11 protein-coding genes are annotated in these 13,431 nt (G+C 66.0%); 6 read left to right on the forward strand and 5 right to left on the reverse strand.

Translation table 11 applies throughout. The features are described from left to right. Window positions 1-26 precede the first annotated feature (26 nt). The 3 genes from CLG96_RS13965 to CLG96_RS13975 are packed head-to-tail and all read left to right on the forward strand — an operon-like array spanning window position 27 to window position 2,553. A complete protein-coding gene (locus CLG96_RS13965) occupies window positions 27-1,385 on the forward strand; it encodes a pyruvate dehydrogenase complex E1 component subunit beta (RefSeq protein ID WP_107968555.1) in 1,359 nt (452 codons plus the stop codon). Continuing rightward, complete coding sequence (locus tag CLG96_RS13970; protein WP_341476956.1) at window positions 1,382-2,065, forward strand: squalene/phytoene synthase family protein; 684 nt, start codon at window positions 1,382-1,384, stop codon at window positions 2,063-2,065. The genes CLG96_RS13965 and CLG96_RS13970 overlap by 4 nt, the downstream gene beginning before the upstream one ends. A 29-nt stretch (window positions 2,066-2,094) precedes the next feature. Next, window positions 2,095-2,553 (forward strand): EF-hand domain-containing protein, encoded by a 459-nt coding sequence (locus tag CLG96_RS13975; RefSeq protein ID WP_107968557.1) that lies wholly within the window; start codon window positions 2,095-2,097, stop codon window positions 2,551-2,553. Window positions 2,554-2,572: 19 nt separating this feature from the next. Here the strand turns inward: CLG96_RS13975 and trmFO are convergent, their stop codons facing one another. Beyond that, window positions 2,573-3,871: a methylenetetrahydrofolate--tRNA-(uracil(54)-C(5))-methyltransferase (FADH(2)-oxidizing) TrmFO gene (trmFO, locus tag CLG96_RS13980; protein ID WP_243395782.1), complete on the reverse strand. Its 1,299-nt coding sequence runs from the start codon at window positions 3,869-3,871 to the stop codon at window positions 2,573-2,575. 333 nt (window positions 3,872-4,204) lie between these two features. Between trmFO and CLG96_RS13990 the strand changes: the two genes are divergently transcribed. Next, on the forward strand, window positions 4,205-5,464 hold the full coding sequence (locus CLG96_RS13990) for a YsnF/AvaK domain-containing protein (RefSeq protein ID WP_207796694.1): 1,260 nt from the start codon (window positions 4,205-4,207) through the stop codon (window positions 5,462-5,464). Window positions 5,465-5,672: 208 nt separating this feature from the next. Here the strand turns inward: CLG96_RS13990 and CLG96_RS13995 are convergent, their stop codons facing one another. From CLG96_RS13995 to yaaA, 3 genes are all read right to left on the reverse strand, one after another. Beyond that, window positions 5,673-6,020 carry a DUF952 domain-containing protein gene (locus CLG96_RS13995; RefSeq protein WP_107968559.1) on the reverse strand — a complete coding sequence of 116 codons (348 nt, stop codon included), beginning with the start codon at window positions 6,018-6,020 and terminating at the stop codon, window positions 5,673-5,675. Next, entirely contained in the window at window positions 6,017-8,785 is a 2,769-nt protein-coding gene (gyrA, locus tag CLG96_RS14000) for a DNA gyrase subunit A (protein ID WP_107968560.1), read from the reverse strand. Before gyrA ends, CLG96_RS13995 begins: the two co-directional genes overlap by 4 nt. Before the next feature lie 120 nt (window positions 8,786-8,905). Next, window positions 8,906-9,667: a peroxide stress protein YaaA gene (gene yaaA / locus CLG96_RS14005; RefSeq protein WP_107968561.1), complete on the reverse strand. Its 762-nt coding sequence runs from the start codon at window positions 9,665-9,667 to the stop codon at window positions 8,906-8,908. Window positions 9,668-9,865: 198 nt separating this feature from the next. Between yaaA and CLG96_RS14010 the strand changes: the two genes are divergently transcribed. Continuing rightward, window positions 9,866-11,125 carry a tetratricopeptide repeat protein gene (locus CLG96_RS14010; RefSeq protein WP_107968562.1) on the forward strand — a complete coding sequence of 420 codons (1,260 nt, stop codon included), beginning with the start codon at window positions 9,866-9,868 and terminating at the stop codon, window positions 11,123-11,125. A 63-nt stretch (window positions 11,126-11,188) separates the two neighbouring features. Here the strand turns inward: CLG96_RS14010 and CLG96_RS14015 are convergent, their stop codons facing one another. Beyond that, complete coding sequence (locus CLG96_RS14015) at window positions 11,189-11,599, reverse strand: Lrp/AsnC family transcriptional regulator (RefSeq protein WP_243395791.1); 411 nt, start codon at window positions 11,597-11,599, stop codon at window positions 11,189-11,191. Window positions 11,600-11,843: 244 nt separating this feature from the next. Between CLG96_RS14015 and CLG96_RS14020 the strand changes: the two genes are divergently transcribed. Next, window positions 11,844-13,409, forward strand: coding sequence for an ATP-binding protein (locus tag CLG96_RS14020; RefSeq protein ID WP_107968566.1), 1,566 nt, complete (start codon window positions 11,844-11,846; stop codon window positions 13,407-13,409). The last annotated feature ends 22 nt before the right edge of the window (window positions 13,410-13,431 follow it).

A 13,431-nucleotide genomic window follows, 5' to 3' on the forward strand; every position in this document is an offset into this window, starting at 1 on the left:
CATTGCCAGGAAAGTCGAGCAGATCCATGCCCGTAGAACTCAAGATGCCCGCCTTGTCTCCGACGATGGAGGAAGGCACGCTTTCGAAATGGCTCGTCAAGGAAGGCGATGAGGTGAAGTCCGGCGACGTGCTCGCCGAGATCGAAACCGACAAGGCGACGATGGAATTCGAGGCCGTCGACGAAGGTACGGTTTCCCAGATCGTCATCCCGGAGGGCACCGACAATGTGAAGGTCGGCACCGTCATCGCGCTGATCGCGGGCGACGGCGAAGCCGCGGAGCCTGCCGCGGCGAAGCCGATCCCGGCCGAGCCCGTCACTGCACCCAAGGAGGTGCCGGTCGCGCCGGTGGCGGCCGTGGTGGAGAAGGTCGAAGAAGTGGTCGAGGACGCCGAGGAAGGCGAGACCATCCGGCAGACCGTGCGCGAAGCGCTGCGCGACGCCATGGCCGAGGAGATGCGCGCGGACGAGCGCGTCTTCGTGATGGGCGAGGAAGTGGCGCAATATCAGGGCGCCTATAAGGTCACCCAGGGCCTGCTCGACGAATTTGGCGACAAGCGCGTGATCGACACGCCGATCACCGAATATGGCTTCGCCGGCATCGGCACGGGCGCCGCGATGGGCGGTCTCCGGCCGATCATCGAATTCATGACGTTCAACTTCGCCATGCAGGCGATTGACCACATCATCAATTCGGCGGCCAAGACCAATTATATGTCCGGCGGCCAGATGCGCTGCCCGATCGTGTTCCGCGGGCCCAATGGCGCCGCGGCGCGCGTCGGCGCGCAGCACAGCCAGAATTACGGCCCCTGGTATGCCGCCGTGCCTGGCCTGATCGTGATCGCGCCTTATTCGGCGGCGGATGCCAAGGGCCTGCTCAAGGCCGCGATCCGCTCGCCCGATCCGGTCGTGTTCCTCGAAAATGAGCTGCTCTACGGGCAGAGCTTCGACGTGCCGACCAAGGAGGATTATGTTCTTCCGATCGGCAAGGCGCGTATCGCCCGCCCCGGCAAGGATGTGACGATCGTCAGCTATTCGATCGGCGTGGGCGTTTCGCTCGATGCCGCGAACCGGCTCGCCGAGGAAGGCATCGATGCCGAGGTGATCGATCTGCGCACGCTGCGCCCGCTCGACAAGGCGACGGTGCTCAAGAGCCTCGCCAAGACGAACCGTCTGGTCGTCGTCGAGGAAGGCTGGCCGACCTGCTCGATCGCGTCCGAAATCGCGGCGATCGCGATGGAGGAGGGTTTCGATGATCTCGACGCCCCGGTGCTTCGCGTCACCAATATCGACGTGCCGATGCCTTATGCCGCCAATCTCGAAAAGGCGGCGCTGCTTAAGGCGGATGATGTCGTCGCGGCGGTCAGGAAGGTCACTTACCGCTGACATCCGATTCTCATGAGGGCGTTGCCGATCCCGAGCGCGCCCTCATGCTTGCCTATGTGCCGGCGGAGAAAAGGCCGGCGCTGACCACGCTATGGCGGCTCGACGAGCGGCTGGGCGGCGTGGTCGGATCGACTCGCGAGACGATGATCGGCCATATCCGCCTCGCCTGGTGGCGCGAGGCGCTGGAGGCGCTCGATATGAAAGGGGCGCCTGCCGAGCCGCTGTTGCGCGACGTGGCGGCGCATATCCTGCCAAAAGGCATTTCCGGTGCCGAGCTTGCGGAACTCGAGGCAGGCTGGGCCATGCTGCTCGAAACTGATCCGCCGGATCCCGAGGCGATCGCGGCTCATGGTCGTGCGCGCGGCCGGCCGCTTTTCTCTCTCGCCGCGCGGCTGCTCGTGGGAAGTGAGGATGAGATGGCGGCGATCGCGGGCGAAGGCTGGGCGCTCGCCGATCTCAGCTACCGGCTTTTGGATCCTGCCGGTCGGACTATGGCCCGCCGGCTGGCGGCAGAACGGCTGCGCGGCGTTGCCGGAAGGCGATGGCCGGCGCCGTTGCGGCCGCTGGGGATGCTCGCGGCGCTTGCGCGGCGTGATGCTGCTTCGGAGGCCGCCGTCCGCCGGCAGGGCGCGCCGGGGCGGGTAGCGCGAATGCTGGCCCATCGTTTCACGGGGCGCTAAGCCGGACGAGAAACGAGCGGGGAGGGGCTATGCTGCGTTTTCTGACCGGGGTCGCATCGGCATTGCTGCTGGTGGCGGGGGGTGTCCTTTGGTGGAAGAGCGGGGCGGATGCGGAGAATCCGATACCCGCCATGCCACAGGCTGCCGCTACCGGACCGGTGGCGCTGGCGCCCGTTTCCGATCCGCCGCAGGCCAGCGTGAAGACGCGCGAAGAAAAGCGCTTTGCCCGCTATGACAAGGATAGGAACGGCGCCGTCGCGCGCGAGGAATATCTGGCGAGCCGGCACAAGGCATTCACGAAGCTGGATGCCAATGGCGACGGGCGGTTGAGCTTCGAGGAATGGGCGATCAAGACCAGCACCAAATTCGCAGGCGCGGACAAGGATGGCTCAGGCGCATTGACCCCGACCGAATTCGCTACGACGCGGGTGATCCGCAAGACGAGCGCCCGGCTCGATTGCCCTCCGGCCAAGGTGGAGGAGGATTGATCGGAACCGGGCGGGGGCGTCAGGCGGCCCATTCGGCCAGCGCCTCGCGGGCGCGGGCGGTCATCAGTTCCTTGCGGTCGGACTTTTTCGTGCGGCCTTCGATCGGCGGGAAGAGGCCGAAATTGACGTTCATCGGCTGATAGGTCTCGGCTTCCGCGCCGCCGGTGATATGGCCGAGCAGCGCGCCGAGCGCGGTGGTGGAGGGCGGCGGGCTGAGCGCTTCGCCCTTCAGCTCGGCGGCGGCGAAACGGCCGGCGAGCAGGCCGATCGCGGCGGATTCGACATAGCCTTCGCAGCCCGTAATCTGGCCGGCGAAGCGGATATTGGGCGCGCTCCTGAGCCTGAGCGAGCCATCGAGCAGGCGCGGTGAATTGAGGAAGGTGTTGCGATGCATCCCGCCCAGCCGCGCGAATTCGGCATTTTGCAGGCCGGGAATGGTGCGGAAGACGCGGACCTGCTCGGCATATTTGAGCTTGGTCTGGAAACCGACCATATTCCAGAGCGTGCCGAGCGCATTATCCTGCCGAAGCTGGACGACCGCATAAGGCCAACGCCCGGTGCGCGGATCATCGAGCCCGACCGGCTTCATCGGCCCATAGCGCAGCGTATCGACGCCGCGTTCGGCCATCACCTCGATCGGCATGCACCCCTCGAAATAGGGCGTGTCCTTCTCCCATTCCTTGAACTCGCCCTTCTCGCCGGCGAGGAGGGCTGCATGGAAGGCGAGATATTCGTCCTTCGTCATCGGGCAGTTGATATAATCCTTGCCCTCGCCCTTGTTCCAGCGCGACTGGAACCAGCAGATCGACATGTCGATGCTGTCGCGATGGACGATGGGCGCGATGGCATCGAAGAAGGCAAGCGCATCTTCGCCCGTCTCCGCGCCGATCGCGCTGGCTAGCGGCGCCGCAGTGAGCGGGCCGGTGGCGATGATGGCGGGCCCTTCGGGCAGCGTATCGACGCGCTCGCGCACCAGCTCGATATTGGGATGCGCTTCGATCGCGGCGGTGACGGCGGCCGAGAAGCCGTCGCGATCGACTGCGAGCGCCGAGCCCGCGGGGACCTTATGTGCGTCCGCCGCGCGCAGGATCAGCGAGCCGAGCGCGCGCATCTCCGCATGGAGCAGGCCGACGGCATTGCGTTCGGCATCGTCCGAGCGGAAGCTGTTGGAGCAGACCAGCTCGGCAAGATGATCGGTCTGATGCGCGGGCGTACCCTCGACACCACGCATCTCGGAAAGCTTCACGCTTATGCCTGCCTCGGCGAGTTGCCACGCAGCCTCGGAGCCGGCGAGCCCGCCGCCGATGATATGGATCATATGTTCGTCCGCTCGCACCATTCAGAAAGTCACAAAAGCCATGCCAGGGAAAGGCGGTCTCGACCTCGCGCTCGTCCGGTCCGGACGCCCGGCGGCGACCTCTTACGCGATGATGACAATGTAGGACAGGGCCCGTTGGCGATGAAGGGGCGGCTTCCTGCATCCCTCGGCTGGTCCCGCCATTGCCTTGCCGGTCGGTTCGTCGTTGTTTCGGGGCGCCCTGTATAATGCCCGCCGATCGTTACGCAGGGCAGCGGAACGTCAGTGATTCCAATAAGTTGACGCTGATGACCCACCCGCCGCAAGCCGGCATGTTTGTAACGGAATTTGAGCATGACCGACACAGATCCCGTGGAGGTCATCCCGCTTGTCGAGGAGCGGGCCTTTGCGCGCAAGAAAATTGTCGAGACGGGCCGGATCCGGGTGCGGACGATAACCGACGAGGAAGAAACCGTCGTCCGCGAAGAGTTGATGCGGAGCGACGTGGAGATTGAGCGCGTGCCGATCGATCGCGTGATCGATACTGTGCCCGAACCGCGCGAAGAGGGTGACATATTGATCATTCCGATCGTCGGCGAGCTTCTCGTCGTCGAGAAGCGGCTCGTCCTCAAGGAAGAGCTGCACATCCGCCGCAGACATGCGCTCGAGCCGTTCGAGCAGCCGGTAACGCTCAGATCGCAACGCGCCATCGTCGAACGCGAACAGAGCCGCGGAGACGGTTCAATCCCGCACGCAAGGAGTAGCCCCATGTCGCGTACAATCACTGCCCTTTTCGATAACCGTCAGGATGCGGAGGCAGCCGCCGACCGGCTGCGCCAGTCGCGCATCGATGCCGACCGGATCCATGTGATAGATCAGACCAGCCCGGGCTATGGCGAACGCGCCAATGGAGAGCGGGGCCTATGGGCCTCGGTCAAGGATTTCTTCCTGCCCGATGAGGATCGCCAAGCCTATGAGGAGGGTATCCGCCGCGGTTGCGTGCTCGTCACGGCGCGGGTCGAGGAGCTCGAATCCGATGAGGCCATCCGCATCCTGGAAGAGTCGCGCAGCGTCGATTTCGATCAACGTCAGGAGGAATGGCGCAGCTCCGGCTGGACGGGCATTCCCTCAAGCGGCGAGGCTGTAGATACCTCCGCCAGTGCCGGCAGGAGGACGACGGGCGAGGCTGTTTCCGAGGAGCATATCCCGATCGTCGAGGAGCAGCTTCGCGTCGGAAAGCGCGAGGTGTCGCGCGGCGGCGTGCGCGTCCGCTCCTATATCGTCGAGACGCCGGTTCACGAGGATGTGACGTTGCGCGAGGAGCATGTCAGCGTCGAGCGGCGTCCGGTCGGAGAGCGCGTCAGCACTGCCGATCTGAACGAGGCCGACCTGATGCGTGAACGGGTGGTCGAGGTCAGCGAGAGCGCCGAAGAGGCGGTCGTCTCCAAGGAGGCGACGGTTCGCGAGGAGGTCGTCATCCGCAAGACGGCGGAGGAGCATGTCAAGACGATCGACGAAACCGTCCGGCATACCGAGGTCGATATCGAAAAGGAGGACGAGCGGACCAAAGCCGAACGCGATCGCGTCGGCACGGATCGTGATCGGACACGTTGATCGAGCCTGATCCTGCCTGTGGCGAGCGTAGCTGGGAGCGCGCTCGCCACGGCGGATGCATGCAATCTTCATGTGCGGAGGGGGCGTTGTTCATCTCCGCCGGATCCGCAAGCGGCATTCGTGGCGAGAGACATGGGCCCCTGCCTGCGGAACCCCATCAAAATACCATGTTGATGGGGTTCCGCAGGCAGGGGCGAGGACAGGGGCGTTACAGATCGTTGGGGAAGATATGACGGTCGTGGCGGTCGAGGGGCAGGTCCCATTTGCGGGTGACGGCGGCGAGCGGCAGGGCACCGTAGATGTGCGGGAAGAGCGCGCCGCCGCGCGACGGCTCCCAGCGGACCGTGTCACCGAGCTTCGACAGATCGACCTCGGCGAGGACGAGACTAGTTTCACCCGCGAAATGTTTCGCGGCCGTCTCGGCGACCTGGTCGCGCGTCGACATGTGGATATAGCCGTCGGCAATGTCGATCGGTGCGCCGGCGAACAGGCCGTCCGCATCGAGCCGCGCCATCTGGTCGACGGTCAATATCTTATAGGCGACGGCTTCGTTCATTCGTCCGCCCCGTTCGCCTCGCCGCCGTCGGCGAGGTCCTCGCCTGTATCCGCGTCGGGGAGGGGAGAGGTCTCGGGGGACAGGATCTCGTCCTCCGAGCGGAGGTCGGCCTCGGCCTCCTCCTCGCTCTCCTCGATGCGCGCGGCGCCGACGACATGCTCGTCATCCGCCACGTTGAACAGGCGCACGCCCGCGCTGTTGCGGCCGATGACGCGCGTATCGCCCACCGTCATGCGGATCAGCTTGGCCTGATCGGTGACAAGGATGAGCTGTTCGCCGTCATGCGCCGGGAAGCTGCCGACGACGGGGCCGTTGCGCTTGAGATTGTCGATATTGGTGATGCCCTGGCCGCCGCGGCCGGTGCGACGATATTCATAGGCCGAGCTGCGCTTGCCATAGCCATTGGCGCAGACCGTCATGACGAATTCCTCGGCAGCGACGAATTCGGCCATGCGCTCGGGCGGAAGCGTCGGCGTGGCGCCATTTTCCTTCCAGGGCGCGGCGCGGAGATATTCGTCGCGCTCCTCGGTGGTCGTCTGGAAGCCGCGCAGGATGGAGAGCGAGATCACCTCGTCGCCCTCGCCCAGGCTGATGCCGCGCACGCCGGCGGCGGTGCGGCTCTGGAATTCGCGCACGTCGGTGGCGGCGAAGCGGATCGCCTTGCCGCCGCGGGTCGCGAGCAGCACATCATCCTCCTCCGTCAACAGCGACACGCCGATCAGGCGATCCTCGCTGCCCTCGTCGAAGCGCATCGCGAACTTGCCGTTGCTGGGCACGTTGGTGAAGGCATCCATCGAGTTGCGGCGCACCGAGCCCTTTGCGGTGGCGAACATGATGTGAAGCTTCGACCACTCCTTCTCATCCTCGGGCAGCGGCAGCACGGTCGAGATGGTCTCGCCTGGGGCCAGCGGCAGGAGGTTGATCATCGGCCGGCCGCGTGCCTGCGGCGCGCCTTCGGGCAGGCGCCAGACCTTCAGGCGATAGACCTTGCCATGGGTGGAGAAGAACAGGACCGGCGTGTGCGTCGAGGTCACGAACAGCGCGGTGATCGCATCCTCTTCCTTGGTGCCCATGCCGGAACGGCCCTTGCCGCCGCGCTTCTGCGCGCGGAAGGCATCGAGCGGGGTGCGCTTGATATAGCCGCCGAGCGTGACGGTGACGACCATTTCCTCGCGCTCGATCAGATCCTCGTCGTCAATATCGTCGCCGGCGGGCGCGATGGTCGTGCGACGGGGCGTCGCGAATTCGGCGGCGATCGCATCCAGTTCCTCGACCATCACCTCATAGAGGCGCGTGCGGTTGCCGAGGATGTGCAGAAGCTCGCCGATCGAGGTGGCGAGCTTCTGCAACTCGTCGCCAATCTCGTCGCGGCCGAGTGCGGTCAGGCGATGGAGGCGCAGGTCGAGGATCGCGCGGACCTGCGCGTCGGACAGGCGATAGGCTTCGCCCTCCACCTCATGCTCGACCGCTTCGACCAGCGCGATATAGGGCGCGATCTCCGCCACCGGCCATTCGCGCGCGAGGAGATTGGCGCGCGCCTCGGCCGGGCTGGAGGAGCCGCGGATGATCTTCACCACCTCGTCCAGATTGGTGACGGCGATGACGAGGCCGAGCAGGATGTGCGCCCGCTCGCGCGCTTTCAGCAGCTCGAACTTGGAGCGGCGGGTGATGACCTCCTCGCGGAACTTGACGAAGGCCTCGATGATGTCGCGCAGCGACAGCACTTCGGGGCGGCCGCCGCGGATCGCAAGCATGTTCGCGGGGAAGCTGGACTGCGCCGGGGTGTGGCGCCAGAGCTGGTTCAGCACCACTTCGGGCGTGGCATCGCGCTTGAGGTCGATGACGATGCGGACGCCGAGGCGGTTCGATTCGTCGCGAATGTCGGAAACGCCCTCGATCCGCTTGTCCTTGGCCGCCTCGGCGATGCTTTCGACGAGCGCGGACTTGCCGACCTGATAGGGGATTTCGGTGAGCACGATCGAGCGGCGGTCGCCCCGGCCTTCCTCAATCTCATGGCGCGAGCGCATGATGATCGAGCCCTTGCCCGTCTGATAGGCATTGCGCGCGCCGCCCTTGCCGAGCACCAGCGCGCCCGTCGGGAAATCGGGGCCGGGGATGATCTCATGCAGCTCGTCGACGGTGATGCCGCCATTGGCGATATAGGCTTTGCAGGCCGCGATCACCTCGCCCAGATTATGCGGCGGGATATTGGTCGCCATGCCGACCGCGATGCCGCCCGCGCCGTTGACGAGCAGGTTCGGGAAGCGGGCGGGAAGGACCACCGGCTCCTGCAGCGAACCGTCATAGTTGGGCTGGAAATCGACCGTGTCCTTGTCGATATCCGACAGCAGCGTCATCGCCACCTTGGCGAGCCGCGCCTCGGTGTAACGCATCGACGCCGGAAGATCGGGGTCCATCGAGCCGAAATTGCCCTGGCCGTCGATCAGCGGCACGCGCATCGACCAGTCCTGGGCCAGGCGGGCCAGCGCCATATAGATGGCGGCATCGCCATGCGGGTGATAATTGCCCATCACGTCGCCGACGATCTTGGCGGACTTGCGATAGGGCCGGCCGGGGACGAAGCCGCCCTCCTGCGACGCATAGAGGATGCGGCGGTGGACCGGCTTCAGCCCGTCGCGCACATCGGGGAGCGCGCGGCTGACGATAACCGACATGGCATAGTCGAGATAGCTCGACTTCATCTCGTCGATGATCGAGACGGGAGAGATGTCGCTATTTTCGATGGACGGCGGAGTGCTGGCCAAGATCGGTTCCGTTGCGTGATGAATAGTGCAATGCCGCGGGTTCGCGGGCTCGGGATCGTCCTAGCCGAACGATCCGCCGAGCGCCACCCCGCACGCGCGCGGGCGCACGCGCGCGAGACTTCAGGCGCCGCGCACGAAGCGCCAGACGGCCTCGTCCGAGCCTTCGGCGCTGAAGCGATAGCCGTCGCTGTCGAAACCCTTGAGCGCTTCGGCACGGGCTATGCGATGCTCGCAGATCCAGCGCGCCATCATGCCGCGCGCGCGCTTGGCGGCGAAGCTGCTGAAGCGGAGCCCCTTGGGGCCATTCTCGCGGAAATCGATCGCGATGATCCGCGCGCCCTTGGGCGGCGCGATCGCGACGGCATGCCAATATTCCTTGCTGGCGAGATTGACGATCAGGTCAGAGCCGCTTTCGTCGAGATCGGCGGCGAGCAGTTTGCCCAGCCGGTCGCCCCACCAGGTATAAAGATCCTTCTTGCGCCCCGGCGCCCAGCGCGTGCCCATTTCCAGCCGATAGGGGCGGATCGCGTCGAGCGGGCGGAGCAGGCCGTAAAGGCCGGAGAGAATGCGCAGATGATCCTGCGCATAGGCGACGCCCGGCTCCTCCAGGCTCTTCACGTCGAAGCCGGTATAGACGTCGCCGGCAAAGGCATAGAGGGCGGGCCGCTCGGGCGCGTCCGCGAAATTACGGAAGCGATCTGCGTTGAGCGTGGCGAGCTTGTCCGAAATGCCCATCAGATCCGAAAGCTTCGCCGCGGACATCTTGGCCGCGGCGGCGGCGATCCTTTCCGCATCCTCGGCGAGGCGGGGCCTGGTTATTTCGAGCGGGGGAAGCGGGCTTTCATAGTCGAGCGACTTTGCGGGGCTGATCACGGCTATCATGGGCGCACCGCCTATCATCCCGGCGCGGCCACGCAAGCGCGAGTTGAGCCGGGCGCGTAACGTAAGCGGTTAAACGCGGGTTCAGCGCGGTTGATCGAAGCAGCGTGGAGGGGCGATGTCTTGCGGCAGCCCCGAGCGATCTTTAGTCAGTCCGCTGTCCGTGGCCGTCCGGCCCGCCCATGAGGAGGCTTGAACAGAATGAAACGCGTTTCGACGATGGCGCTGGGCCTGATGCTCGCACTCGGCACGACGACCCTGGCCGTCCAGCCGGTGGCCGCGCAGAAGGAAAAGAAGCAGAAGGAAAAGCCCGCCAGCTATTCGCCCGCCGTCCGCGCCGCGCTCGCCCCCGCGCAGGAGGCGCTGAAGGCCAATGACCTGGCGACCGCTGCGGCCAGGATCGCCGAGGCCAACGCCGCCGTCCAGACCGACGATGATCGCTATGCCACCGGCAACCTCACCTATGAGCTGGGCCGGCTGACCAAGGATAATGCCAAGCTCGCCGAGGGCATCGACCTGATGCTGGCCAGCAACAAGGTCGCCCCCGAGCAGCTTGCGAGCTTCTACACCAGCCGCGGCAAGCTCGCTTATCAGATGAAGGACATGCCGAAGGCTGAGACGTCGCTGGAGCAGGCGCTCCAGGCGGGCAGCACCGATCCGGACATCCTGCCCGTGCTCGTCGAGGCGAAGAACGCCAATGGCAAGCTCGGCGAGGCGCTGGCGCTGCTCGAAAAGGGTATTAAGGAGCGCACCGCCGCGGGCCAGCCGGTGCCGGTCGAATGGTATGGCCGCGGCATCAACCTGGCGCTCGCCGCCAAGCCGGCCACGCCGGAACTGGGCGAGGCGGCGCAGCGCCTCACTCAGCTCTGGGTCGCCGCTTATCCGACGAAGAATAATTGGCGCGATACGCTGATGATCTATCGCGACCTCAATCACATTCCCGCGGACATCGAGCTCGACATGTATCGCCTGCTGCGCACCATCGGCGGGCTGAAGGGCGAGCGCGACTATATGGACTATATCTCGGCCACCTATCTGCGCTTCCCGGCCGAAGCCAGCGCGGTGCTGACCGAAGGCGTCGCGGCGGGCATGATCAATCCCGCCGGGAACCGCAACCTCCAGGAAATCGCCGATCTGACCAAGGGCAAGGTGGCAGCGGACAAGGCCGCGCTCAACGCCGGCATTGCCTCCGCCAAGTCCGCCGCGAACGGCCGTTCGGCGCTGTCCACCGCGGATGCCTTCCTGGGCTATAATGAGTGGCAGCAGGCGATCGACCTGTACAAGGTGGCGCTCGCCAAGGGCGGCGTCGATACCAATGTGGTGAACACCCGCCTCGGCATGGCGCTTGTCCGGGCGGGCCAGAAGGATGCCGCCAAGCAGGCCTTCGCGCAGATCACCGGCCCGCGCGCCGCGCTCGCCAAATATTGGACCATCTATATCGACAAGCCCGTCGCCGGCTGATCGGGACGAAAGAAGGGAAGGGGAGGTGGAACCGGGTTCCGCCTCCCCTTTTCTTTGGGCCGCTCAGGCCGGATCGACCGGGATTCCCGAGCTGTCCTTCGATGTGCGGATCGTGAGCGAGGTCTTTACGCTGGCGACATTGGGCGCGGGCGTGAGCTGCGAGGTCAGGAAGGCCTGGAAGGCCTGGAGGTCATGCGCGACGATCTTCAGGATGAAGTCGATCTCGCCATTGAGCATATGGCATTCGCGGACCTCCGGCAGCGTCGCGACATGATTTTCGAACGCGCGCAGATCATCCTCCGCCTGGCTTTTCAGGCTGACCAGCGCGAAGACCATGATGCCATAGCCGAGCGCCGAGGCATTGAGCTTCGCATGATAGCTTTCGATGACGCCGGATTCCTCCAGCGCGCGCACGCGCCGCAGGCAGGGTGGCGCGGTGAGCCCGGCGCGGCGGGCAAGCTCCACATTGGTCATGCGGCCATCCTCCTGCAGGGCGGACAGGATCGTCCGATCGATCGTATCGAGCTGGGCTGGCCCCGGCACTGGCATATCCTTTCAATTCATTTCCAGCCATCATAATTATCTGTCTCTGCGGTGCAACGGACATGCTCGCCCAGGAAATGAAAAAGCCGCTTTCCGCCCGCGCCAAACTGGCCTAGTCTGGCTTTTGGGGGCGCATCCAGGCGGATGCCGAATTGCAAGCTCCGGGAGGGCGGCCTTGCGTTTCGACGATATGCTGGCGACGGTGATCGCCCAGCCGCTGGATGAACCGGCTGGCCGTCTGCGCGCATGGCGTCAGCTCGTCGATCTTCTCGCCCAGGGCAAGGCCGGTGCCGCCGACGATCGGCTGGCCGACCGGGCCTATGCGCTCGCCCGGCGCCTCAGGGCCGAAATTCCGGTGTCGATCCGCGCAGAGGCGGCCGCCTCCATCCTCGGCCGGCGCATCCCGGCGGCGCTGGTGGCCTTCTTCGCGGAGGAAGTGCCCGTGATTGCCGGGCCGGTGATCGCGGCGGTCGGCCTCGACACCGAGGAATGGCTCGCAATCCTGCCGATGCTGTCATCCGATGCCAAAGCCTGCCTCGCCGGGCGAGAGGATCTTCCGGCGGAGGTGGTGGTGGCGCTTGGCCATGCCGAGCCGGACGCCACGGCCGAGGGCGGGCACAGCATCAGCGACCTGCTGTCGCGCATCGATGCCTTCCGCGCGCGGCCGGCCGCGCCCGCCGACGCGCCCGAGGAGATCGCGCCGCAGGAGCCGATCGAGCGCTTTTCCTTCCTCACCGATGCGGACGGCCTGCTCGTCTCGATCGAGGGCGCGCCAGCGGACGGGATCGTCGGGGAGACGATCGCGGTCGTCGCGTCCGATCCCGATCATGGTGTGGACGGCCATGCCGCCGGTGCCTGGCGGCGGCGTGCTTCCTTTGCCGATGCGCGCCTGTCCTTGGCGGGCGAGGGGCCGGCATCGGGCGAATGGCGTATCTCGGCCGATCCGCTGTTCGACGCGGAGGATGGCCGCTTCCTGGGTTATCGTGGAGATGCCCGCCGCCCGCGCGCCGACGAGACGCCGCTCCGTAGCGAAGCCGTAACGGGGGCGACCGGGGCAGACCGTTTCGAGCGGATCGTGGACGATCTGCGTGGGCCGCTCGACGCCATTGCGGGCTTTTCGGAAATTGCCGGTCCCGAACGGGCCGAGACGCCCGGATATCGCAGCGCGGCGACCGAGGTGATCGAGCATAGTCTGCGCCTGCTCGCGGCAGTGGATGAATTCGATGCCGCCGCCGCCGCCGCGGGTGCTGCAGAGCGCAACCGCGCCGATGCCTCCACGCTGCTGACCAGGTTGCACGAATCCTATCTGCCGCTTGCCGAGCAGCGCGGCGTTTCCTTTTCATTCCGGATCGCGGCGGGCCTGCCGCCGATCATCGCCGATCCCGTCGCGGTGGAGCGGATGTTCGCCCGCCTGCTGGCGGCGACGGTCGCGATCGCGAGGCGGGGCGAGCGCATCGTCGTGCGCGTCGGCCGCGATCGGCGCGACGGCGGATTGCTCGCCTTCTCCCTGTCGCGCCCGGGGGCGCTGGTGGGGCAGGACGAGCGCGCGCTGCTGGGGCCGGGCACCGGATCGGAGGGCGATTTTCCGGATGCGCCGTTCTTGGCACTGGGCTTCGCGCTGCGGCTCGTGCGCAATCTCGCGACCGAGGCGGACGGACGGCTCGATATCGACCCTGATCGCTTCATCCTCTGCCTGCCGCTGCGCGAGCGTGTGAAGCAGGCAGATGAGGGGCAAGGCTGAGAGCGCTTGCCAGCGGCCGGTC

It is taken from the genome of Sphingomonas oleivorans (genome assembly GCF_003050615.1).
Classification (GTDB): Bacteria; Pseudomonadota; Alphaproteobacteria; order Sphingomonadales; family Sphingomonadaceae; genus Sphingomonas_H; species Sphingomonas_H oleivorans.